17 protein-coding genes are annotated in these 22,959 nt (G+C 70.6%); 8 read left to right on the forward strand and 9 right to left on the reverse strand.

Going from position 1 to position 22,959, the window contains the following annotated elements:
• Positions 1-197: 197 nt before the first annotated feature.
• The gene (locus P1V51_14100) at positions 198-6,068 is read left to right on the forward strand and encodes a lamin tail domain-containing protein (GenBank protein ID MDF1564178.1); all 5,871 of its coding nucleotides are present in this window, start codon (positions 198-200) and stop codon (positions 6,066-6,068) included.
• Between the two features lie 71 nt (positions 6,069-6,139).
• Positions 6,140-7,114, forward strand: coding sequence for an EF-P lysine aminoacylase EpmA (gene epmA / locus P1V51_14105; protein ID MDF1564179.1), 975 nt, complete (start codon positions 6,140-6,142; stop codon positions 7,112-7,114).
• Here epmA and mutM read toward each other — a convergent pair.
• The 3 genes from mutM to P1V51_14120 all read right to left on the reverse strand — a co-directional run bounded on the left by mutM (position 7,090) and on the right by P1V51_14120 (position 10,078).
• The gene (mutM, locus tag P1V51_14110) at positions 7,090-7,920 is read right to left on the reverse strand and encodes a bifunctional DNA-formamidopyrimidine glycosylase/DNA-(apurinic or apyrimidinic site) lyase (GenBank protein ID MDF1564180.1); all 831 of its coding nucleotides are present in this window, start codon (positions 7,918-7,920) and stop codon (positions 7,090-7,092) included. The two genes, epmA and mutM, sit on opposite strands and share 25 nt — an antisense overlap.
• A 131-nt stretch (positions 7,921-8,051) precedes the next feature.
• Positions 8,052-9,227, reverse strand: coding sequence for a class I SAM-dependent rRNA methyltransferase (locus P1V51_14115; GenBank protein ID MDF1564181.1), 1,176 nt, complete (start codon positions 9,225-9,227; stop codon positions 8,052-8,054).
• Positions 9,224-10,078, reverse strand: coding sequence for an MBL fold metallo-hydrolase (locus P1V51_14120; protein ID MDF1564182.1), 855 nt, complete (start codon positions 10,076-10,078; stop codon positions 9,224-9,226). The genes P1V51_14115 and P1V51_14120 overlap by 4 nt, the downstream gene beginning before the upstream one ends.
• A 73-nt stretch (positions 10,079-10,151) precedes the next feature.
• Here P1V51_14120 and P1V51_14125 point away from each other — a divergent pair, with 73 nt between their 5' ends.
• The gene (locus P1V51_14125) at positions 10,152-10,820 is read left to right on the forward strand and encodes a hypothetical protein (GenBank protein ID MDF1564183.1); all 669 of its coding nucleotides are present in this window, start codon (positions 10,152-10,154) and stop codon (positions 10,818-10,820) included.
• 240 nt (positions 10,821-11,060) lie between these two features.
• Here P1V51_14125 and P1V51_14130 read toward each other — a convergent pair whose 3' ends face one another.
• The 3 genes from P1V51_14130 to P1V51_14140 form a co-directional block, all read right to left on the reverse strand.
• Positions 11,061-12,203, reverse strand: a complete 1,143-nt coding sequence (locus P1V51_14130) for a cystathionine gamma-synthase (protein MDF1564184.1) — start codon at positions 12,201-12,203, stop codon at positions 11,061-11,063.
• Between the two features lie 90 nt (positions 12,204-12,293).
• Positions 12,294-12,731 carry a hypothetical protein gene (locus P1V51_14135; protein ID MDF1564185.1) on the reverse strand — a complete coding sequence of 146 codons (438 nt, stop codon included), beginning with the start codon at positions 12,729-12,731 and terminating at the stop codon, positions 12,294-12,296.
• Between the two features lie 58 nt (positions 12,732-12,789).
• Positions 12,790-14,157, reverse strand: coding sequence for a pyridoxal-phosphate dependent enzyme (locus P1V51_14140; protein MDF1564186.1), 1,368 nt, complete (start codon positions 14,155-14,157; stop codon positions 12,790-12,792).
• A 176-nt stretch (positions 14,158-14,333) separates the two neighbouring features.
• On the opposite strand from P1V51_14140, the gene P1V51_14145 reads away from it, so the two are divergent.
• Together P1V51_14145 and P1V51_14150 are read left to right on the forward strand one after the other, a co-directional pair.
• Positions 14,334-15,386 carry a phosphotransferase gene (locus tag P1V51_14145; protein ID MDF1564187.1) on the forward strand — a complete coding sequence of 351 codons (1,053 nt, stop codon included), beginning with the start codon at positions 14,334-14,336 and terminating at the stop codon, positions 15,384-15,386.
• On the forward strand, positions 15,383-16,441 hold the full coding sequence (locus P1V51_14150; GenBank protein ID MDF1564188.1) for an NDP-sugar synthase: 1,059 nt from the start codon (positions 15,383-15,385) through the stop codon (positions 16,439-16,441). Before P1V51_14145 ends, P1V51_14150 begins: the two co-directional genes overlap by 4 nt.
• Here the strand turns inward: P1V51_14150 and P1V51_14155 are convergent.
• Together P1V51_14155 and P1V51_14160 are read right to left on the reverse strand one after the other, a co-directional pair.
• On the reverse strand, positions 16,438-17,202 hold the full coding sequence (locus P1V51_14155) for a Stp1/IreP family PP2C-type Ser/Thr phosphatase (protein ID MDF1564189.1): 765 nt from the start codon (positions 17,200-17,202) through the stop codon (positions 16,438-16,440). The two genes, P1V51_14150 and P1V51_14155, sit on opposite strands and share 4 nt — an antisense overlap.
• A gap of 69 nt (positions 17,203-17,271) precedes the next feature.
• Complete coding sequence (locus P1V51_14160) at positions 17,272-17,592, reverse strand: DUF192 domain-containing protein (GenBank protein ID MDF1564190.1); 321 nt, start codon at positions 17,590-17,592, stop codon at positions 17,272-17,274.
• Positions 17,593-17,644: 52 nt separating this feature from the next.
• Here P1V51_14160 and P1V51_14165 point away from each other — a divergent pair, with 52 nt between their 5' ends.
• Positions 17,645-18,139, forward strand: coding sequence for a tRNA (cytidine(34)-2'-O)-methyltransferase (locus tag P1V51_14165; protein MDF1564191.1), 495 nt, complete (start codon positions 17,645-17,647; stop codon positions 18,137-18,139).
• A gap of 11 nt (positions 18,140-18,150) precedes the next feature.
• Positions 18,151-20,004: a DnaJ domain-containing protein gene (locus tag P1V51_14170; protein ID MDF1564192.1), complete on the forward strand. Its 1,854-nt coding sequence runs from the start codon at positions 18,151-18,153 to the stop codon at positions 20,002-20,004.
• A gap of 18 nt (positions 20,005-20,022) precedes the next feature.
• On the opposite strand, the gene P1V51_14175 is transcribed toward P1V51_14170, so the two are convergent.
• A complete protein-coding gene (locus tag P1V51_14175) occupies positions 20,023-20,391 on the reverse strand; it encodes a PilZ domain-containing protein (protein MDF1564193.1) in 369 nt (122 codons plus the stop codon).
• Between the two features lie 200 nt (positions 20,392-20,591).
• On the opposite strand from P1V51_14175, the gene P1V51_14180 reads away from it, so the two are divergent.
• A partial coding sequence (locus P1V51_14180; protein ID MDF1564194.1) for a response regulator occupies positions 20,592-22,959 on the forward strand: 2,368 nt, incomplete at its 3' end.

Raw genomic sequence — 22,959 nt, forward strand, 5'->3', positions numbered from 1 at the left:
CGAGCGCCGCTCCTACCTTGCATTCACCCAAGCGGCAGAGCGGAGGTTTCCAGCACCGCCAATCCAGCAGAAATATGCTGTATCAGCCGGGGCGCCAGAGGCGCCTCTTCGGCTGCGCGAAGTCGGTCCACCCACATCAGGACACCCGCGCAGGCCACCCAACCGCCTTCACCCCCAATTCTCGAATGGGAGGTCCCATGTACTCGCTTCGCCTTTCCTCGATCTTCGGGCTCGTCGCCCTGCTCCTGGTCGGCAGCACCGGCTGCCCCAAGGATCCACCGGTCACCCAGCCGGACATCGTGAGCTTCGCCTCCGACGTCACCACCATCACCGGCGCGGGCACCGCCACCCTCTCCTGGCAGACCACCGGCGCCGAGTCCGTCTCGATGGTCGACGGCGCGGATCAGGCCGTGGATCTGGCCGGCGCCCCCGCGGCGGCCGGCTCGGTCGACGTCACCCTCGACACCGTGGGCAGCCACACCTTCACCCTCACCGCCACCGGTGAGGAGGGGAGCACCCCGGCCACCGCCAGCGTGACCCTCACCGTCGAGGCCTACCCGGCGCCGCAGGTCACCGCCTTCGCGGCCGCCCCGGCCTCGATCCTGGCCGGCGCGACCTCGACCCTCTCCTGGACCACCACGGACGCCGATGCCGTCAGCATGGTGGACGACGCCGGCAACACCATCGACCTGACCGGCCAGGCCGCCGCCGCGGGCACCGTCGACGTGACCCCGGCCGCCGACACCACCTACACCCTGACCGCGACCGGCCCCGGCGGCACCGCGACCTCCACCGCCACCGTGACCGTGCTCATCGTCCCGAGCATCCTCACCTTCACCTCCGACGCCACCGGCCCGATCGTCGCCGGCGCGCCCGTGGTCCTCTCCTGGACCACCACCGACACCGACTCCCTGGCCCTGGCCGACGACGCCGGCAACACCGTCGACGTTAGCGGCCTCGCCGTGGCCGGCGACTCGGTGACCGTGAACCCCGGCGTGAGCGCCACCTACACCCTCACCGCGACCAACACCAACGGCGACACCACGGCCACCGTCAGCATCGACGTGCTCACCGCGATCGCCAGCTTCACCCTGACCCCGAGCACCGCCCGGGCCGGCGACACCGTCACCCTCGACTGGCAGATGGGCGGCGCCACCGGCGCGGACATCACCGGCCCCGACGGCTTCACCTACACCGTCCCCGCCGGCGACCTGGCGATGGGCAGCACCACCGCCACCGCGGGCAGCCCCGGCGACTTCGTGCTCTCCGCCACCGGCCCGCTGAACAACGACAGCTGGACCGAGACCCTGGCCATCACCACCGCGCCGCGGATCCGCACCTTCACCGCCACCCCGGCCGCCATCACCGAGGGTGAGAGCGCCACCCTGGCCTGGACCGTGGACGGCGCGACCACCCTGGACCTCACCGACTCCCTCGGGAACACGATCGACATCTCGGCCCTCTCCGTGAGCGCGGACAGCATCGCCCAGCTCCTGGTGGCGCCGGGCACCGTGACCTACACCCTCACCGCCACCAACGTGGACGGCAACCACGTGATGACCGCCGACGTGGTGGTCGAGGCCATCCCGACCATCGACGCCTTCGCCGCCCTGCCCACCCGCGTGGCCTCCGGCGCCGACAGCACCCTCTCCTGGATGACCACCGACGCCGCCAGCGTTCGCCTCGAGGAGAACACCGTCGACCTGGGCATCCCCGCCAACGACCTCACCGCCTCCTACACCGCCATGGGCCTCACCGCCGACAGCACCTACGTGCTCTACGCGGCCAACAGCCTGGGCTACGAGGTCATGTCGGCGCCGCTGACCGTCACGGTCGGCGCCCCGGTGAACGTCAGCTTCGTGGCCAACCCGCCGGCCGGCGCGCCGAGCGACACCATCGCCCTCCAGTGGGTCAACGACGGCGGCACCACCGTGACCGTGAACGACGGCACCACCGACGTCTGTGTGGTGAACGTGCTGGCCGACGTGGCCGCGGGTAGCTGCAACATCACCGCGCCGGCGGCCATCGGCACCTACACCTACACCCTCACCGTCGCCGACGGCGCCGGTGGCAGCGACACCGCCACCACCGACCTCTTCGTCTCCGACGGCCCGATCATCCGCGACTTCAGCGGCTCGGCCGGCACCATCTCCGAGGGTGACGCCCTGACCCTCTCCTGGACCGTCGACAACGATCCGGCCGGCACCACGCCGACCCTCACCCTCACCGACGACCAGGGCAACACCTACGACATCTCGGCCCTGAACCAGAACCTGGACAGCGGCGACGTCGTCGGCCTCACCGCGGGCACCTACGTCTTCACGCTCAGCGCCACCACCGGCGCCGGCACCGACGCCGTGGCCACGGTCACCGTGACGGTGATCCCCCTGCCCACCATCGTCACCTTCGACGCCAACCCGCGCTCCCTGGACACCCAGGGCGGCACGGTGGTGCCGACCACCGACATCAGCTGGACCACGACCGGCGGCGTCTCCGCGGAGCTCTGGGCCCTCGACGCCACCGGCGCGCCCATCGCCCCGGCGGTCTACACCGCCGCCAACCAGGGCGAGGTGGACGCCTACACCCTGACTGGCCACAGCCTGACGACGACCACCGTCTTCCAGCTCCACGTCGAGAACTCGGTGGGCGGCTTCGTCGAGTCCGTCATCACCGTGGTCGTCGACGGCCCGGTCATCGACTCCTTCGTGGCCACCCTCAACAGCAACCCGGTGACCGAGATCGTCGCCGGCGAGACCGTCGACCTGACCTGGACCACCCAGCGGGCGGACGCGGCGCAGCTCGACCCGACCCCGATCGTCTTCAGCACCGGGGGCTTCACCGACATCTCCACGACTGGCACCCTGCTGGCCTTCAACGACGACGACTTCGGTGAGGCCGGCCTCACCTTCCCGGCGGGCTTCACCTTCCCCTACTACGGCACGGATCGCACCGAGTGCGTCGTCACCACCGACGGCTTCATCTCCTTCGACATTGCCGCCACCAGCACCGGCGTCGACGATCCCTTCCCGAGCACCACCACCCCGAACGGCGGCGTGATCGCGGCCTTCTGGGACGATCTCGATCTCAACGCTCGGGGCGCGGGCTGGTACGAGCTGATCCCCGACGCCGTCGGTCCCGACCGCCTGATCATCCAGTGGAAGAACGAGTTCTGGAGCAGCAGCGCTCTCCCGGCGGACCTCAACTTCCAGATCGTGCTCTGGGACAACGGTGACTTCGCCGTCCACTACGGCACGATGACCTCGTCGGATCAGCCCCGCGCCGACGGTGACCTCGGCTCGATCGGCTTCGAGGACGACACCGGCACCCGCGGCGTCCAGATCAACCGCAACACCGCCTGGCCCGGCGGCCTCTCCAACGTGAGCTGGTCGGTGCCGGCCACCGTGCCCACCAGCGGCACCGTGCAGGTCTCTCCGATGACCGACTCGACCTACACCCTGACCGCCACCAGCACCCTGGGCTCCGCCTCCGACGCCGTCACCCTGATCGTGCACCCGGCCGCGCAGATCACCGGGAGCGGCTTCACCCCGGCGCTGCCCCAGGAGGGTGAGACCTTCGACGTGACCTGGACGACCAGCGACGCGACCCAGGTGGTGGTCACCGACGCCGGCGGCAACGTGCGCTGCACCGTCACCACTCCGGCTGACGTCGCCAGCGGCGCCTGTGCGCTCTCCGAGGCCACCCCGGCCACCTATGACTACACCGTGACCGCCACCGGCGCGCTGCCGCGGGACACGACCTCCGTGACCGTGAGCGTCCAGGTCTGGCCGACCCTGACGATCAGCAGCTGGACCGCCACCGACGGCACCAACACCGATCCGGACGAGCTCTTCGTCACCGGCGGCACCTCGGTCGATCTGGTCTGGGACACCACCGGCGCGGTGGGCTTCGCGATCGTGGCCACCCCGGGCGGCAACATCACCCCGGCCGGCTGGGGCGCCACCGGCACCCTGACCCTGACCCCGGCCGTGACCACTACCTACACCCTCTCGATCTCGGATGACGCCGCCTTCTCGGCGGGGAGCCGACAGCTCGCCGAGACGGTGACCGTCTACGTGGACGCCGCGCAGGTCACCTCCTTCGGGGCCAGCGCCACCCAGAGCGCCGCGGGCGCCAACGTGGATCTCTCCTGGACCACGAGCGGGACCATCGACGAGCTGGCGATCAACCCGGAGAGCGTCATCACGACCTTCGGCAACACCTTCACCTCGATCGTGGGGCTGCCGAGCGCCGTCGACATCACGCCCACCAGCTTCACCACGGGCTACACCACCATCAACCTGCCGACCTTCAGCTTCCCCTTCGATGGGTCAACCTTCAGCAGCTTCCGGATCGACTCCAACGGCGTGATCCTCTTCGACACGTCCACGACCTCGTCCTTCACGACGAACGATCCGATCCCGAGCACCACGACGCCCGCGGGCGGCCTGATCGCCCCCTTCTGGGACTACACGACCGGGACGGCCGGGACGACCACCCTGAGGTACCTGCTCTCCGGGATCCCGGGCTCGCAGCAGCTGATCATCGAGTGGAACCAGTTCGCGCTCTCCAGCTACGCCGGGACGCTGACCTTCCAGGCCATCCTCTACGAGAACGGCAACTTCGAGTTCAACTACATCGACATGACCGCCAGCAGCGCGACGAACCAGCCGCGCTACAACGGCCTGTGGGCCACCACCGGCTTCGAGAACATCGCCGAGGACGGCGGGTACGAACTGAACTACAACACCGAGTCGCCGAACCTCATCGGCAACGGGATCCGCCACTTCTTCAACATGGCGCCCCTGGCCGCGAACGGGACGACCACCGTGGCTCCGCAGCAGACCACCACCTACGAGATCTGCGCCACCGGCGGCGGCTACACCGACTGCAAGACCGTCACCGTGGTCGTGGTCGAGCCGGGTCATCTGCTGATCACCGAGCTGATGGTGAACCCGGACCTCGTCGCCGACGTGGACGGTGAGTGGTTCGAGATCGTCAACACCTCGGTCAACGACATCGATCTGCAGGGCTTCGTCCTCACCGACGGCGAGGACACCTTCACGATCCCGACCGGCACGCCGATCATGATCGCCGCCGGCGGCACCTTCGTCTTCGGGCGTAGCGCGGACACCGGCGTGAACGGTGGGTTCACGGTGGACCTGGCCTATGGCGCCGGCGCCCCCAACCTCCTGCTGGACGACGTGGCCGACGATCTCACCATCCTGAGCAACGGCGTCATCATCGACACCGTCGCCTACGACACGGCCGCGGGCTGGATGATCGCCGCCGACACCAGCATCACCCTGGACTCCAGCTATCAGCTGGCCGGCGACGGCACCCAGAACGACGTCTATGACAACGCCGGCACCCCGGTCTGGTGTCAGTCCATGGGGACCTACGGCTCGCTGGGCCTTTTGGGCTCCCCCGGGACCGTCGGCACCGGCTGCCGCTACCCCTGGGACATGCTGGTCAACAACCCGACGGCGCCGGGCTGGATCGACATCTCGGCCACCGGCACCCCGATCCCGGTCCTCGCCGACAGCGCGGACTACCAGTACACCCCCGGGATCGGCTTCGACTTCCCCTTCTTCGGCACCACGGTCACCGAGCTGTGGATCACCTCGAACGGGATCATCAACTTCGCGGATCCGCTGAACTCCCAGACCACCAACGACAACATGCCCTCCACGACCAGCCCGCAGGGCGGCACCGTGGCGGCGGTCTGGGACGACCTCGAGCACCAGGGTGACGGCACCTCGGGCTGCTGGGTGGAGACCCGGGGCACGGTCGGCAACCAGGTGACCATCGTCACCTGGCACCGCTTCCGCTACTGGACCGGGGTGGACGGCATCCTCACCTTCCAGGTCCAGCTCTACGAGGCGACCGGCGACATCGTCGTCATCGTCCAGGAGGCCACCGCGGTGACCGACCCGAACGGGTACCACACCGGCTCTTCGGCCACGATCGCCGGCGTGGAGAACGACGCGGGCACCGAGGGCCTGCAGTACTCCTACAACACGGCGGGCAGCCTCTACAGCGGCCTGAACGTGTGGTTCCGGGCTCACTAGGCCCCGGCACCTAGCCTGACGCGAGCGGCCCCGGTAGGCGATGCCTGCCGGGGCTGTCTCGCTTCTGCGTCATGAAGATCACACTGGAGAAGAGGGCCCGGGCCCTCGCCGCCTGCCGGGCGGCGCTGGAGGCGCGGGGCTTCCTGGAGGTGGACCCGCCGGCCCTGGTGCCGGCGCCGGGGATGGAGCCCCACATCGACGCCTTCGAACTCCGCAGCGTCGAGGGGCGGAGGCTCTACCTCCACACCAGCCCCGAGTACGCCATGAAGCGCCTGCTCGCGGCGGGGCTGCCGAGGATCTACTCCCTGGGGCACGTCTACCGGGACGAGCCGGCGTCGGTGACCCACAGCCCCGAGTTCACCATGCTGGAGATGTACTGCCCCGGCGGTGAGCGGGAGATCATGGCCGAGCTCGAGGGGGTGATCGCCGCGGTGGCCGAGGTCCTCGGCCGGCCGCTGGAGCTGCCCTTCGAGCGCCGCTCCGTGCGGGAGGTCTTCCGGGAGTACACCGGCGTCGACATCGCCGGCTTCCTCCCGGCGAGCGAGCATCGGGACGCCTTCGCGGCCGCCCTCGAGGCGGCCGGCGCTCTCCGGGCCGCGGGTCCAGAGGACGGCTGGGACGAGCTCTTCTTCCGGGCCTTCCTCGACCACGTCGAACCCAAGCTCGGGCAGGGGAGGGCGCTCTACCTCACCGACTACCCGGCCCACATGGCCGCCCTCTCCAAGCTCCGGACGGACGACCCGGCCTTCGCCCGCCGCTTCGAGCTCTACCTGGACGGGGTCGAGCTCGCCAACGGCTTCGCCGAGCTCGACGACGAGGCCGAGCAGCGCGCCCGCCTCGTCGCCGAGCAGGAGGAGCGCCGCGCGGCCGGCCGGCCGGTCTACCCCCTCGACGAGCCCTTCCTCGAGGCCGTGGGGCGGCTGCCCGAGACCGGCGGGGTGGCCCTGGGCTTCGACCGCCTGCTGATGCTCCTCACCGGCGCGGAGTCCATCGCCGAGGTGCTGCCCCTCCCCTTCGCGGACTACGCGTTCCCCGGGGAGGACTGACAGCCCGGGCAGGCGAAGGTGACCCGGCCGCCGAGCATGAAGCGCACGAGCGTGGTCTTGCAGCGGGGGCAGGGCTCTCCCTCCCGGCCGTAGACCAGGAAGGGGTTCTCGGTCTCGCCGGCGTCGGCGAGGTAGCGGGCCTCGGTGGGGTCGAGGTGCTCGAGGGTGTGGGTCAGGCTCCGGTGGATGGCCCTCACCAGGCGTGCGTGCTCCCCGCGGTCGAGCGCGCCGGCGGGCTTGCGGGGATCGATCCGGGAGCGGAAGAGGGCCTCGCCGGCCTGGATGTTGCCCAGGCCCGCGATCACCCGCTGGTCCATCAGGCGCACCTTCACCGGCTGGCGGCTCTCGCCGAGCGCCTCGCGCAAGGTGGCCGCCGAGAGGCCGTCCGAGAGGGGGTCGGGGCCGAGGTCATGCCAGCCCGTCCGGGCCTGCACCTCCCGGGGGGAGCCGAGGAGGAGCTGGCCGAAGAGGCGGCGGCTGATGAAGTGGAGGCGGCTCCCTCCCTCCAGCTCGAGGAAGGCCCGGCTGTAGGGTGGGGCGCTCGCGCCCCGGGGCCGGCCGAGGATCTTCCCGGTCATCCCCAGGTGCACCCCGAGGGCCTGATCCTCCTCGAGGATGAGGAGGAGCTGCTTGCCTCGCCGGAGGGCGCCGAGGACCTTGCGGCCCTCGAGGCCCCGGGCGAAGGCGGCCGGGGAGAGCTCCCGCAGGAGGCGGGAGGCCTCCGCCTTCGCGCGGACGATCCGGTTGCCGACGGAGAACGACTCGAGGGTGCGGCGGGCGGTCTCGACCTCGGGCAGCTCGGGCATCAGAGGGCTGTGAGCTTCGAGCTACGAGCTACGAGCAAGCCGGTACTCTGGCCCGCACCGAGTTCCCCGGGGTTCTTCTTCACCGAGTGGCTCCCTTGTTGCTCACAGCTCACAGCTCACAGCTCGCAGCCTCAAGAGACCCGCCTGAACACCAAGGTCTTCAGGTACTGCGTCTCGGGCACGCCCAGCAGCACGGGGTGGTCGCGGCCGGCGCCCCGCTTCTCCAGCAGCTGCACCCGCCGCCCGGTGTCGAGCGACGCCGAGAGGATCAGGTCGAGCAGCGCCTGCTCGCTCAAGTGATAGGAGCAGGAGCAGGAGACCAGGATCCCCCCGGGGCGCAGGAGCTGGAGGGCGCGGAGGTTGATCTCCTTGTAGCCCCGGATGGCGCCCTCGAGCTTGTCCTTCTTCTTGGCGAAGGCCGGGGGGTCGAGCACGATCAGGTCGAAGGCCTCACCCTCCAGCGAGCGCTCCTTGAGCCAGTCGAAGCAGTTGGCCTCGACCCACTCGGCGGTGATCGCGTTGCGGGTCGCGGCCTCGCGGGCCTCCTTCAGGGCCGGCTCGGAGATGTCCACGCCGATCACCCGGCCGCCGGCCCGGGCCATCTGCAGGGCGAAGCCGCCGGTGTAGGTGAAGCAGTCGAGGCAGTCCATGCCCGGCTTCACGTAGGCGGCCACCGCGGCGTGGTTCTCGCGCTGGTCGAGGAAGGCGCCGGTCTTCTGGCCATCGAGGGGATCGGCCAGCATCCCCACGGTGCCCACCCGGTAGGGGACCGGCCCCGCGATCTGCCCCTTGACCACCTTGCGCTCGAGGACGAGGCCCTCGTGGGAGCGCACCTTGGCGTCGTTGCGCAGCACGATGGCCCGGGGCTGGACCCGCTCGGTGAGGAGCTCGAGGAAGAGCTCCTTCTGCCGCTCGGCGCCCTGGGAGAGGGTCTGCACGACCAGCACGTCGGCGTAGCGGTCGGCGACCAGGCCCGGGAGGTAGTCCCCCTCGGAGTGGATCAGGCGCAGGGCCTCCACCCCGCCGGGGTAGAGCTCGCGGCGCAGCTGGAGCGCCGCCTCGATGCGCCGGGCGAAGAAGTCCCGGTCCACCGGCTCGTCCTCGCGGGTGAGCATCCGCAGGGTGATCTGCGAGACCTGGGAGTAGAAGGCCCGGCCCACGAACCAGCCGCGGCCGTCCACGACCTTCACCACCTCGCCGCCGGAGACGCTCTCCAGCCGCTCGATGTCGGACTTGTAGATCCAGAGGTGGCCCTGGCCGAGGCGGTCCACGGCCCGCCGGGAGATCTGGACGATGCCCTCGCTCATGCGCTTCCGAGCTCCATGCGCTCGCGGATCTGGACCTTCCCCTCGACCTCCTCCACCGTGCAGGCACAGAGGCGGGGGTCGTGGGCGAAGAGGAGGACGGCGCTCTCCTCGAGGGCCTCGGCGAGGAGCTGCTTCTTCTCCTCGATGAGGGTCAGGGGGTAGAGGTCGTAGGCGAGGCCCCAGGCCGAGCGCAGGTGCGCCGCGGTGGGGATGGCGTCGCCGCAGTAGAGGAGGGTCTCGCTCTCGCCGGCGATCCGCACGAGCTGCTGGCCGACGGTGTGCCCCTCGCTGGGGATGAGGTGGATGCCCTCGAGGAGCTCGGTCTGGCCCTCGATGAAGTGGAGGCGCCCCGAGGCCTCGAGGAGCTCGAGGGTGCTGGCGCGGTAGGCCCGGCGATCGTACTCGCTGGGGTTGTGGGCCCACTTCCAGTTGCGGCGCTGCACGTGGTGGGTCGCCTTCGGGAAGGTGAGGGTGGCGTCGCCCTCGCTGCCCTGCACCAGCCCCCCGCAGTGATCCCAGTGCAGGTGGGAGATCACCACGTCGGTGATGGTCTCGGGATCGATGCCGGCCCCCACGAGGCAGGTGCGCAGGTCGGGCCCCTCCTCGATGCGGTACATCTGGCGGGGCTTGGGGTCCCAGGCCTGGCCGGTGCCGGCGTCGATGAGGACCCGGCGATCGCCGTGGTCGACGACGAAGACCCGGCTGACGAGCTGGATCCTCCCCATCTCGTCGGGCTCGATCTCCTGGCCCCAGAGGGCCCGGGGGACGACGCCGAAGGCGACGCCGCCGTCGAGGCCGAAGTGGCCGGCGATCACCGAGTGGACGGTGAAGGGGTCGAAGGTGTGCGCCATGACCTCATGGGTATACCCCGCGAGGGATGCTTCGTAGAAGCGCCCGGAAGCTGTGGCATAATCGCCCGCGAACATGGCCTACGAGCTCAATCTCCGCACCGGTGAGTCGGGCCTGGAGCCCGGCGCGATCCTCCCCAGGGTGGCCGAGCTCCTCGCTCTGCCCGCCCTCGAGGAGGGGGCCGCCGAGCTCTCCTTCCTGGAGGGGGAGACCCGGCTCACCCTGCGCGAGGCCCGGGGGGAGGACGAGCAGGGGCTGGGCGCCGATCTGGTCCTCCCCTACGGGGCGGTGATCACCGAGATCGAGGACTGCCTGAAGAAGTCCCTGGACGCCGCCGGCAAGGCCCGGCTGGTGGTCTTCGATCCCCAGCTCGGCAGCGCCGTCGCCCGGGGCGACCTCGGCCGGATCCTCGACCGCTACCGCGAGGACAGCGCCTACCACGTCCACCTCTCCGGCACCGCCGAGGACCTGCGCCAGGGGATCTCCTCGGCCCGGGAGGCCAGCCCCTACCAGCAGCCGCGGGCGTCGGTGCAGGTGAAGATCATCCTCGGCCTGATCGCCCTCTTCTTCCTGCTCTGGCTGCTCTTCCGCTTCTTCGTCATCTCCCCGATGATCCGCCAGCTCGAGGGCGACGAGGCCGCCCGCATCCCGCAGACCGGCCCGCCCCCCGGCTGGGTGGCCCGCCACCCGCCCCGGGTCGATCCCCCCGCGACCGACCCCGACGAGCCCCCACCCGCGGACTGACCCGCGGTGCTCCCATCGCGGTGCTGCTGGGCCACAGGGAGGGGGCCTCCCAGGGGACGCTCACCTCCCGCCGGGCCCGTGCCGACTCGCCACACCGCCGCTAGGCCCGGCTCCGGCTCGCTCGGCAGCGACGCCGCCCGGATCGGTGCTGGCTCGCGCAACCGGGCGGCGTCGCCGACGCCCCCGGGAGGCCCCCTCCCTGTGACCCGCGAAGGCCGCGGAGGGAGCGACCGCGCGCGCCTAGATGGCGGCGAGGGCCTGGTCGAGGTCCTCGCGCAGGTCCTCGAGGTCCTCGATGCCCACCGAGAGGCGGATGAAGCCGTCGGAGATGCCCAGCTCGGCGCGCTTCTCGGCCGGCACGGAGGCGTGGGTCATGATCGCCGGGTGCTCGATGAGGCTCTCGACCCCGCCGAGGGACTCGGCCAGCGCGAAGACCTTGCAGCTCGAGAGCATCCGGCGGGCGCCCCCGAGATCGGTCTTCAGGTGGGCCGAGATCATCCCGCCGAAGCCCGACATCTGCTCCTTCGCCAGCCCGTGCTGGGGGTGGCTCTCGAGACCCGGGTAGATGACCCGCTCGACCTTCGGGTGCGCCTCGAGGTGGCGGGCGATCTCCATGGCGCTCTCGGCGTGCTGCTTCATCCGGACGTGCAGGGTCTTGAGGCCGCGCAGGACCAGGAAGCTGTCCATCGGGCCGGCCACGCCGCCCACCGAGTTCTGGACGAAGGCCAGGCGCTCGAAGAGGGCGTCGTCGTTCACCACCAGGGCGCCGCCCACCACGTCGGAGTGGCCGTTGAGGTACTTGGTGGTCGAGTGGACCACGATGTCGGCGCCCAGGTGCAGCGGCCGCTGGAAGTAGGGCGTCATGAAGGTGTTGTCGACCACCATCAGCGCGCCGGCGGCGTGGGCCAGCCCGGCGAGGGCCTTCAGGTCGGCCAGCTTGAGCATGGGGTTGGTCGGGCTCTCGACCCAGACCAGCTTGGTCCCCGGGGCGATCGCCTTCTTCGCGATCTCGAGATCGGAGAGGTCCTGGAAGTCGAAGTCGACGCCGTGGTGGGACCAGACCTTGTCGAAGAGGCGGAAGGTGCCGCCGTAGACGTCGTCCATGCAGACGACCCGGTCGCCGGCCTTCAGGAGGTGCATGACCGCGTCGGTGGTCGCGCAGCCCGAGCCGAAGATCAGGCCGTGCTTCCCGTCCTCGAGGGCGGCGATGCAGCCGGCGAGGGCGGCGCGGGTGGGGTTCTTCGTCCGCGAGTACTCGTAGCCCAGGTGCTCGCCCGGCGAGGTCTGCACGTAGGTGGAGGTGAGGTAGACGGGCGTCATGATGGCGCCGGTGGACGGGTCCGGCTGCTGGCCGGCGTGGATGGCTCGAGTACCGAATCGCATGGTGGGTCTTCGCGTTGGGGTGGGTAAAAGAAACGAGCCGGGCCACACGAGGTGACCCGGCCCGAAGACTTCTAGATCAAGACAGCGTGATCAGGCGGTGCAGACGTCGGCGCAAGCGGCCGGCGCGGCGGTGCTGGAGTCGTTGAACTCCGCACAGGTCTGATCGTCGTAGCCGTTCATGCAGTCCTTGGCGGCGCCCGCGTCGTAGTTCGGGGTGGCCTCGGGGCAGGCGTTGTCCTTGGTCACGTCGGCGCAGTTGGCGCCGTCGATGGTGATGGTGGTGCCGCCGAAGTCGACGGTGTAGCCGTCGTCCAGCATGGTCTCGCAGTCGCTGGCGCTGGCGCCGAACATCTCTTCGAAGTCCGGGGTGCCGTCAGCGTCGGCGTCCGTGGTCTTGTCCTCGGTGCACTCGTGGATCTTCTCGCACTGGATCTTGAGGCTGTCGGAGCAAGTGGCAGACGGAGAAGCCGAGCAGCCGGCGACGAGGAGACCGAGAACGGCCACGAGGCTGGTGGTGAGATACTTCATCGCTATCCTCCCTGTATCGGGTGTGGTGTTGGGTTGCGGATGGTTTGTATCCGGAGGCCTAGAGACGGGCTCCCAGATACTCGATGAGGTCGATCTTGGTGATGATTCCCACCACCCGCTCGCCCTCTTTCGCCACAGCCACATTGTCCTGGGCGAAAATTTCCTCGAGCGCCGAGAGAGGCGACTCGAGGCCGATGACGCCGTCGAGCGGCGCCACGATGGATTCGATGGGCTCCTCGAGGCGGTGCTGGCCGTCGAGGAGGAAGCGCAGGAGATCCACCTCGTGGATCATCCCGATGACGTGGTCGTCGCCCTCGACGACCGGCATCTGAGAGATGCCCTGGGTCTTCATCCGGCCCACGACGTCGGCCGCGGTCTCGCTGGTGCGGGCCACGGAGAGGGTCTGCTCGCGCGCGGCGAGGAGGTCCTTCACCCGGCCGAGACCCGGCTTCTCGTCCTCGAGGAAGCCCAGGTCCCGCATCCACTCGTCCGAGTAGAACTTGGAGATGTAGGCGCGCCCGCTGTCGGGGAGGATGGCGACGATGGTCTTGCCCGGGCCGACCTCGCGGGCGAGCTCGACGGCGACGTGCACCGCGGAGCCCGAGGAGCCGCCGGCGAAGATGCCCTCCTCGCGGCAGAGGCGCCGGGCGGCGGTGAAGGACTGCTGGTCGTTGACCTGCCGGACGTCGTCCAGGACCGAGAGGTCGAGGGCGCCGCAGGTCATGTCCTCGCCGATCCCCTCGACCTTGTAGACGTGGGGGGTGGTCAGCTTCCCGGTGTGGAAGAGGCCGTGGTAGACGCTGCCGATGGGATCGACGCCGATGTTCTTCAGGCCGGGCTTCTGCTCCTTGAGGAACTTGCCCGCGCCGCTCATGGTGCCGCCCGTGCCCAGGCCCGCCACGAGGTAGTCGATCTCACCGCCGGTCTGGTCCCAGATCTCGGGGCCGGTGGAGCGGTAGTGCGCCTCGATGTTGTCCGGGTTGTGGTACTGGTTCGGGTAGAAGGCGTTCATCTCCCCGGCCAGCCGCTTGGCGGTCTCGTAGTAGCTCTGGGGCGACTCTGCCGGGACGTTGGTCGGGCAGATGTGCACCTCGGCGCCGAAGGCCTTGAGCGTGTTGATCTTCTCGGCGCTCATCTTGTCGGGGATCGTGAAGATGCACCGGTAGCCCTTGAGGGCCGCGGCCATCGCCAGGCCGACGCCCGTGTTGCCGCTGGTGTTCTCGACGATCGTGCCGCCGGGCTTGAGCCGCCCGTCCGCTTCGGCCTTCTCGATCATGTGGATCGCCATCCGGTCCTTGATGGCGCCACCGGGGTTCAGGTACTCGCACTTCACGAGCACCGTCGCGCAGTTCTCGTCCGTGAGCTTGGAGAGCTTGATCAGCGGCGTCCGCCCCACGGCCGCTAGAACGTTTTCGAACACTTGCACTGCGCGTGCCCCTCCTGCCGGTTGTTCCCCGGAGTCTCGCGGTTCTAGCCCGGGGTCCAGGGGGGGTCAAGAAGGCAGATCAACGATTTCGGTCCTGCAAGGCGTTGAAACCTCTCGGTTTTTTTTCACGATCCGGAGGCGCCGCGGCCCTTTCGTGATAGGAAGCCTGGCTCGATATGGATGCCACGATCGAGCAGGTGATTCGCAGCCGGGTCGGCGCGCTCCTCGAGCAGCCCCCGGCCTCTCTTCGGGTCGAGCCCCTCGCGGGCCACGCCTCGGCGCGCCTCTACGTGCGGGTCCGGAGCAGCAGCCTGCGCTCGGTGATGGTGATGGTGCTGCCCCCGGACGCCCGGGCCTCGGAGGAGGCCAGCAAGGGCGAGGTCCCCGAGGAGCTGCCCTTCCTCACCGTGCAGCGCCTGCTGGAGGATCTGGGGGTGAGGGTTCCGGCCATCCACGAGGTGGCCCTCGAGGACGGGCTCCTGATCCTGGAGGATCTCGGCGACGTCACCCTGGAGTCCGTGGTCTCCGGCGCCAGCGCCGAGGCGCGTCAAAAGCACTACGGCGCCGCGATCGACACCCTGGCCTTCCTGCGCCGGGAGGCCGAGCTGCGCCCTGCCCCCGAGACCCTGCCCTGGCAGCGCAGCTTCGACTTCGAGCTGCTGCGCTGGGAGCTCGACCACTTCCGGGAGTGGCTCCTCGAGGCCCACGCCGGCGCGAAGCTCGAGGCCGACGAGCAATTGCTGGTCGAGGAGAGCTTCGACGCCATCGCCCGGCGGCTGGCCGAGCTGCCCCGGGGGCTGACCCACCGCGACTACCAGAGCCGCAACCTCCTGCTGGTGCAGGGGGAGATCGCCGTGATCGACTTCCAGGACGCCCTGCAGGGGCCGCTGGTCTACGACCTCGTGGCGCTCCTGCGCGACTCCTACGTCGAGCTGACGCGCCCGGAGGTCGAGGGCCTCATCGACCGCTACCTCGACGCCTACCGCAGCCTGGGCGGCACGCCGCCCGATCGGGACGAGCTCGACGAGCTCTTCGACCTGCAGACCGTGCAGCGCAAGCTGAAGGACGCCGGCCGCTTCGTCTTCATCGATCGGGTGAAGCAGAACGACTCCTTTCTGCCCTCGATCCCCGCCTCCCTGAAGTACGCCCGGGAGGCCCTGGGCCGCCTGCCCGGGTACGCCCCCCTCCACGCGGTGCTGGGCAAGTACGTCCCCGAGCTGGCTCCATGAGCACCGGCGGCCGCCCGCGCCGGGCGATGGTGCTCGCGGCGGGGCTGGGGACCCGCCTTCGCCCTCTGACCGATCGCTACCCCAAGCCGGCGGTGCCGGTGGCCGGCGTGCCGCCGATCTGCTGGACCCTCGCCTCGCTGGCGGCCGGCGGCATCGAGGAGGTGGTGGTCAACACCCACTGGCTGCCCCACGAGGTGGAGGCGGCCCTGGCGGGGCTCGAGCGGCCGGCGGTGAGCTTCAGCCACGAGCCCGAGATCCTCGGCACCGGCGGCGGCCTGATGAAGGTGGCCGGGCGCTTCCGGGACGAGCCCTTCGTGCTGGCCAACGGCAAGCTGGTCTTCGATCTGGATCTGGCCGGGGCGGTGGCTGCGCACCGGGCGAGCGGCGCGACGGCGACCATGGTCCTGCGACCCCACCCGCCGGACAGCCCCTACGCCTCCATCGAGATCGACGCAGGAGGACGCATCCGCCGCTTCGCGGGGCGCTGGGAGGACGCGCCGGAGCACCTGGGGGGGCTCACGGGTCACGTCTTCACCGGGGTCCACGTCCTCGAGCCCGAGATCCTCGAGCACCTGCCGCCCACCGGCGTCTCCTGCATCAACGGCGACGGCTACCAGAGCCTCCTCTCCTCGGGGGGGCACGCCCACGGGGTGCTGCAGGCCGACGCCTACTGGGCCGAGCCCTCGACGCCGGGGCGCTATCTTCGCTGCGTCGCCGACGTGCTGGGGGGTCGGGTGGACCTCACGCGCTTCACGGCCGGGGGCCTCGTCCCCTTCGCCGGGGCCGAGGAGGTCGAGCCGGGGATCTGGATCCATCCGGAGGCGACGGTGGATCCCGGGGCCGAGCTGCAGGGACCGGTCTTCGTGGGCCCGGGGGCCGAGGTGGAGCGGGGCGCAAAGATCGGACCCGAGGTGGCGATCGAGGCGCGGGCGCGGATCCGGTCGGGGGCGAAGGTGCGGCGCTCGGTCGTGTGGCAGGAGGTCACGATCGCCGGCGACGAGGTCCTCGACCACGTGATCGCGGTCGAGGGGGATCTGCGAATCGACGCCCGCTAGGCGTGGTAGCGAGCGAGGACGACGGTCACGTTGTCGTGGCCGCCGTTGGCGTTCGCGGCCTCGATGAGGCGGTCGGCGCAGGTGTCGAGATCGTCGAGGTTGGCGGCCAGGATCCGGGCCATCTCCTCGTCCTTGATCATGCCGGAGAGGCCGTCGGAGCACAGGACGTAGACGTCACCCTCGCGGGAGGGATCGGCCACCACGTCGACCTCGACCTGATCCTTCATGCCCAGCGCCCGGCTGATCACGTTCTTGTGAGGGAAGTTCTCGATCTCCTCGGGCGTGAGCTTCTTGGCCTTGATGTACTGATTGAGGAGGGAGTGATCCTCGGTGATCTGGGTGAGCTCACCGGCGCGGAAGCGGTAGACCCGGGAGTCGCCCACGTGGCCGACGTAGGTGGCCTCGGGCTTGAAGAAGGTGGTGACGATGGTGGTCCCCATGTCCTTCTGCCGGGCGTCGGCCGAGGCGGCCTCCCGGATCCGGGTGTTGGAGAGCATGATCGCCGTCGCCAGCCGGTTCTCGTCGTAGTTCCGGGCGCGGTCCATCTTGTTCGGCCAGGTCGCCTCTTCGTCCCGCTCGGTCATGCGGAAGAACTCGGCGACCTCCTCGACGGCGATGCCGCTGGCGACCTCGCCGGCCGCGTGGCCGCCCATGCCGTCGGCGACGATGAAGAGGTTGACCTCGGGGACGAGCTGGAAGTTGTCCTCGTTGTGGTCCCGCTTCATCCCCACATGGGTTCTTCCGACCGAGTCGATGCGCATGGTGTGTCCTGACGGGCTTCCGAAAGCCCGTGGGCAGGCAAAAAAGCTAACCTCTGCGCCAGCGGCGGGTCAATCGGATTCGGAGCAGATGATCCGATCGCCCTCGTAGGTCTCGCAGCGCTCGAGGGTGCCGGCGGGCAGCTCGATGACGCTGCGCGCCTTGCCGTAGATGCGTGTGAGGCGCCAGGGCGGGATGGCGGCGAAGGCCCGCACCACCACGCCCTCGCGATCGACGAAGAGCACGTCGATGGGAAAGCGCATGAAGAAGGTGTGGATCGAGTTGCAGGGCTCGATCTGGATGCCCTCGCCCTCCTCGAGCCCCTCCCGGCCGAGGAGCCCCTTCATCCGCTCGAGGGCGCGGGTCGCGCGCCAGCCGCGGGTGGCGAGCACGGTGTTTCTCGTGGCGTTCAGGATCTGCACCGCGCTAGAAGGTAGCACTGAAATGCCCGGCCTCGAACCAGTCCTGCCTCCCCTGGAGGTCGTCCTCCACCGCCCGGAGATCCCCCCGAACACCGGGAACATCGCCCGGCTCTGCGCCTGCACCGGCAGCCGCCTGCGGCTGGTCGCGCCCCTGGGCTTCTCCCTGGACGAGAGCCGGCTGAAGCGGGCGGGGCTCGACTACTGGGACAAGGTCCACGTGGCGACCCATCAGAGCTTCGAGGAGGTGCTGGAGGAGGAGCCCGGCCGGCCCCTCCACCTCTTCGCCTCCAAGGGCGGCCGCCCCCTCTGGGAGACCCGCTTCGAGCCCGGCGCCCGCCTGGTCTTCGGCTCGGAGTCCGTGGGTCTGCCCGAGGAGCTCCTCTCCGCCCACGCCGGGAGGGTCGTCACGGTCCCGATGGTCGACGGCCCCCGCAGCCTGAACCTGGCCTCCACCGTGGCCATCGCCCTCTACGAGGCCCTGCGTCAGCTGCGTGGCCACGCCGCGCGGCGGTGCTAGACTTCCGGGGCATGACGGAGGGGCAGGAGACCTGGACGGCGTTCGAGGGCCCGGCGCTGGCGCGCCTCGTGGGCCGCCTCGCCAAGCAGCGCGCCTCGGGCATCCTCACCGTCCGGCAGGGCGAGGCCACCTCCCGGGCCTTCTTCCGGGGCGGCGTGCTCGCCGGGGCGATGGTCTACGGCCGCTTCAAGCCCCTGGGGATCTCGCTGCTCGAGGCCGGCATCATCGACATCGAGGCCCTCAACGCCTCGCTGACCATCATGGCGGCGAACAAGGTCCCGCAGGGGCAGGTGATGGTCGAGCTCGGCGCGATCACCGAGGAGCAGCTCGAGGCGGGCCTCCACGGGCAGCAGCTGGGCAACGCCGCGGCCTTCGTCCGCCTCGGCGCCGGGAGCTGGAGCTTCGACGGTGGCAGCGAGCCGCCCCCCTGGACCCGGGACATCAGCCTCGAGCCCGAGGAGGTGGTGCTCACGGCCTGCCGCTCCTCCGAGGGCGAGGCGCTGGTCAAGGGCCTCCTCCACGACCTGGGCTCCCGCCGGATCGGGCTGCGCCTCGAGTCGGCGCTCATCGTCGAGCGCTTCAGGCTGCCCGGAGGCATGGCCCGGGCCCTGCGGGATCTGAAGGGCCGGCAGGACCTCGAGGAGCTGGCCGTGGCGGGTGGGCTGGAGATGTCCGATGTCTTCTCCCTGGTCGCGGCGCTCCACGCCTTCGAGCTGGTCGACCCCGATGGCAACCCCACGGGGATGGGCGAGCTCCTCGAGGAGGAGGCGCCGTCCGAGGCGGTGACCCCCACTCAGGACACCGTGATCGAGCCGATGCCCGTCACCTCGCCCGAGCCGGAGCCCGCACCGGAGCCGATGGTGCGCCCCAGGCCCACCGCGCGGCCGGCCTCGTCCGGCCGGTCCCGGGAGAGCGTCGAGGAGGAGCGCAAGCGCCGCTCACGCCTCCTGCGCAAGGCGATCCAGAACATCCCCGGCGCCGAGCGCATCACCGCGGCCAAGGAGGCGCTCGAGGCCGAGACGAAGGCGGAGGCCCAGAAGTCGAAGAGCGCCCCCGCCGAGGTGAGCCCCGAGGAGGAGGCCCGCCGCGCCCGGATGGCCAGCCGCCGCCTCTCGGACGAGGCCCGGACCTTCGCGGCCGAGATCCGCAAGTGGTACGAGGAGGTGAAGGGCCAGGACTTCTACCGGCGCCTGCGGATCAAGAAGGGGGCGAGCAGCGGCGAGGTGAAGGCGGGCTACCTGACCCTGGCCAAGCGCTTCCACCCGGACCGGGCCAGCGCCCTCGAGCTCGACGGCGAGTCCGCCGGGCGCCTCGCCGTGGTCTTCGACGCGATCCGGGAGGCCTACGACACCCTCAAGGATCCCGAGGAGCGCAAGCGCTACGACGGTCAGCTGGCCGCCGGGATCACCAACGCCGGGCAGGACCGGACGCGCCTGATCGCCGCGGCGCAGATGCAGTTCCGCAAGGGCCTGGTGGCCTTCAAGAAGAAGGACTTCGACACGGCGCGCCCGCTGCTCAAGCAGGCCTACCGGGCCGATCCCCGCAACGGGGAGTGGGCGGTCTACTACGCCTGGGCCCTCTTCTCGGTCGGGCCGGCGGAGGAGGTGAAGGAGGAGGTCCTGCGGATCCTCAAGCGGGCGGCGGCCATCGACGAGGCCAGCGCGCGGGCCTTCTACTACCTGGGCCTGATCGCGCGGATGGACGGCAACCTCGACAAGGCCGAGCTCTACCTGACCAAGGCGCTCAAGCGGAACGAGAAGATGACCGAGGCGACCACCGAGCTGCGGCTGGTGAAGCGGCGGATGGAGCGCGAGACGAGCACCTCGACCAAGCGCTTCATGCGCAAGCTCCTCGGCGAGGAGTGAGGCAGCCCCGAGGGCGGGCTACTCGGCCTCTTCGAAGTCGGCCAGCGCGGCCGCGAGCTCTTGCTGCTCCTCGTCGCCGAGGTCCAGGAACTCGATGCCCATCCCGGCGCCCTTGCCCTCCTCGTCGCCCCGGCTCGCCCAGGCCACCTTGCCCCGGGTGTGAACCACCCGCGCCGAGGCGGGGAGGGTGAAGGAGAGGGAGAGGACCTCGCCCTCCTCGAAGAGGAGGTCGGCCACCAGGAAGGCGCCCCCGACGGAGAGGTCGCGGGTGTCCAGCCGGATCTCGCCCAGGCCCGCGGACTCGCCCAGCCGGAACTCGGTCTTGATGGCGTGGCGGCGGTCGGTGCGCAGGGTCCGGCCGGGGCCACCCTCGGGGGGAACGTTCATGGCAGCGACGAGTATCCGGCGGCCCTCCGGGGCGGTCAACACCGGGTTCTTCCGGGGGTCTCGACCTTTCTTGACGCCCGGTCGAGCCCGGGTGATCATCCAAGGCTCGTAACCCTTCGGTTTTCCGCAGATTCGGGGCGTGCCGGGTGGCCAAGCAACACCTTCTTCTGGTCGATAGCGATGCGAAGTCGCTCCGCGTGATGGAGGTCAGCCTGAAGAAGGCTGGCTTCTCCGTGACGACGGCGGTGAATGGCGTCGATGCGTGGGAGAAGGTCGAGATCTCTCCGCCCGATCTGATCATCTCCGACACCCGCATGCCGGAGATGGACGGCTTCGAGCTCTGCCGCAAGCTGAAGGACGATCCCCGCACCCAGGAGATCCCCTTCATCTTCCTCACCTCGCAGAAGGCGATCGAGGCGAAGGTGAAGGGCCTCGAGCTGGGCGTGGACGACTACCTGACCAAGCCGATCTACATCAAGGAGATCGTGACCCGGGTGAAGATCCTGCTGCAGAAGCGGGATCGCGAGCAGCTGGAGAAGAAGGACCAGCGCGGCGGCTTCTCCGGGAACCTCACCGACATGGGTGTGGTGGACCTGGTGCAGACGGTCGAGCTCGGCCGCAAGACCGGCACCATCACCTTCACCATGGTCGATGATCGCCAGGCGAGGATCTGGTTCCGCGACGGCAAGGTCACCGACGCCGAGATCGGAAACCTGTCCGGCGAGGGGGCCTTCTACCGGCTGCTGAACTACGCCGAGGGCTACTTCCAGATCGAGTTCGCTCCCGTCGAGCGCGCCGACCGCATCGAGGTCTCGACCCAGGGCCTGCTGATGGAGGGGATGCGGCGGATCGACGAGTGGAGCCGGATGCTCGAGCAGATCCCGCCCATCGACACGATCTTCGAGGTGGACTACCGCGAGCTGGCCGAGCGCCTGCCGGAGATCCCGGACGAGGTGAACGGCATCCTGCGCCTCCTGGACGGACGGCGCTCCCTCGAGACGGTGGTCTTCGACTCGCCCTTCGACGATCTCGAGGCCCTGGGGATCATCTCCAAGCTCTACTTCGAGGGCCTGATCATCGAGAGCAGCTCCCCGGCCCCGGTCGGTCAGGCCGAGGGCGAGGCGGCCTCCTGGCTGGCCCACCCGGAGGACGAGCCCGGTCCGGCCGCGGCGCCGCCCGCGCCCGCCTCCGCGCCCGCCTCCGCGCCCGATCCCTTCCCCGAGCCGCCTCCTGCCGCACCGCCGGAGCCGGCGCCCCTCGCTGCTCCGCCACCCCCGCCGCCCGAGCCCGCTCCGGTCGCGGCGCCGCCTCCGCCGCCCCCGCCGGAGCCTGCACCGCTGGCGCCGGCCGCGGCCGCGGCCGCGATGAGCCCGGTGACCGCCGAGGAGCCCGACGCGGTGGACTGGTTCGCCGGCCCCTCTCCCGCCGCCGAGGAGGCCGGCCCGGTGCCGCCTCCGAACGGCAAGCCGCCGGTCGCCCGCCCGGAGCCCCCGCCCCCCGCCCCGCCCCTCGCCGCGCCCCCCGCCCCGCCCCTCGCCGCGCCCCTCGCCGCGCCGCAGGGCGCGCTGGCGGATCTGCCTCCGGTGGAGATCACTCGCTTCCCGGGCCGCCGCGGGGAGTACCTCGAGAAGCTCGAGGCCGCCCGCCAGGCCGCCGCCGTGGCGGCGCCGCCGGCGCCGGAGCCCAGGCGCACCACGACCAAGGAGATGCCGATCTCGGCCTGGCTCTCCGGGGCCGACGTGGCCGCGCCGCCCGCGGCGCCTGCCGCGCCCGCCGAGGATCCGGCAGACGAGGGCTGGGAGACCCGCCCGGCGGATGACGCCATGCCGGTGGGTTCGCCTCCTCTCGACGACTCGACCATCGCCGCGGCGATCGGGGGTCCCGCACCGGCCTCCCCCCCCGCGCAGCCTGCGGCCCCCGAGGCTCCGGCGCCGGAGGTCCCGGCACCTGCGGCGGAGGCCCCGGCACCGGCGCCCGCGCCTGCGCCCGCCCCGGTCCTCGAGGCCCCCACCGAGCCCGACCGGCCCGCCGCCGTCGATCCCCGGGAGGCCCCGACCGAGGACCTGCCCGCCGCGCCGGTGGCCGCCATCAAGCTGCAGAAGAAGAGCCTGGCCGAGGTGGCCGAGGAGCTCGAGGAGACGGCCCGGGAGGTCGCCTCCGCGGATGCGGCCGCCCCCGCGACCCCCGGGGACGACGAGCCCGACGCGCGGATCACCACCGATCCGGCGATGGAGGCCTTCTTCGAGTCCTCGTCCGCGGATTCCTCGAGGCCGGTCTCCTCCCTGCAGCGGGGCATCACCGGCGCGAGCCGGGACGACTTCGAGCACCTCGAGCAGCGCGGTGGCTTCGGCAAGATCCTGGGGATCGTGGCCCTGGTCGCGATGGTGGGGGGAGGGGGCTGGTACCTCTTCCTCGGCCCGGGCAAGGGGCTGCTCGGCGGCGAGGCCGTCGGGACCGGTGAGACCGGGGAGACCGGTGAGACCGGTGAGACCGGGGAGACCGGGGAGACCGGGGAGACCGGGGAGACCGGGGAGACCGGGGAGACCGGGGAGACCGGGGAGACCGGGG

The sequence above is a fragment of the Deltaproteobacteria bacterium genome (assembly GCA_029210625.1).
Taxonomy (GTDB): Bacteria; Myxococcota; Myxococcia; order SLRQ01; family SLRQ01; genus JARGFU01.

Bases quoted from the DNA above. Each gene is read 5' to 3' on its own strand.
- P1V51_14150 (MDF1564188.1), top strand. From the start codon at position 15,383: ATGAGCACCGGCGGCCGCCCGCGCCGGGCGATGGTGCTCGCGGCGGGG.
- P1V51_14120 (MDF1564182.1), bottom strand. From the start codon at position 10,078: ATGGCGCACACCTTCGACCCCTTCACCGTCCACTCGGTGATCGCCGGC.
- P1V51_14165 (MDF1564191.1), top strand. From the start codon at position 17,645: ATGCCCGGCCTCGAACCAGTCCTGCCTCCCCTGGAGGTCGTCCTCCAC.
- P1V51_14135 (MDF1564185.1), bottom strand. From the start codon at position 12,731: ATGAAGTATCTCACCACCAGCCTCGTGGCCGTTCTCGGTCTCCTCGTC.
- P1V51_14115 (MDF1564181.1), bottom strand. From the start codon at position 9,227: ATGAGCGAGGGCATCGTCCAGATCTCCCGGCGGGCCGTGGACCGCCTC.
- P1V51_14175 (MDF1564193.1), bottom strand. From the start codon at position 20,391: ATGAACGTTCCCCCCGAGGGTGGCCCCGGCCGGACCCTGCGCACCGAC.
- epmA (MDF1564179.1), top strand. From the start codon at position 6,140: ATGAAGATCACACTGGAGAAGAGGGCCCGGGCCCTCGCCGCCTGCCGG.
- P1V51_14145 (MDF1564187.1), top strand. From the start codon at position 14,334: ATGGATGCCACGATCGAGCAGGTGATTCGCAGCCGGGTCGGCGCGCTC.
- mutM (MDF1564180.1), bottom strand. From the start codon at position 7,920: ATGCCCGAGCTGCCCGAGGTCGAGACCGCCCGCCGCACCCTCGAGTCG.
- P1V51_14100 (MDF1564178.1), top strand. From the start codon at position 198: ATGTACTCGCTTCGCCTTTCCTCGATCTTCGGGCTCGTCGCCCTGCTC.
- P1V51_14125 (MDF1564183.1), top strand. From the start codon at position 10,152: ATGGCCTACGAGCTCAATCTCCGCACCGGTGAGTCGGGCCTGGAGCCC.
- P1V51_14155 (MDF1564189.1), bottom strand. From the start codon at position 17,202: ATGCGCATCGACTCGGTCGGAAGAACCCATGTGGGGATGAAGCGGGAC.
- P1V51_14130 (MDF1564184.1), bottom strand. From the start codon at position 12,203: ATGCGATTCGGTACTCGAGCCATCCACGCCGGCCAGCAGCCGGACCCG.
- P1V51_14170 (MDF1564192.1), top strand. From the start codon at position 18,151: ATGACGGAGGGGCAGGAGACCTGGACGGCGTTCGAGGGCCCGGCGCTG.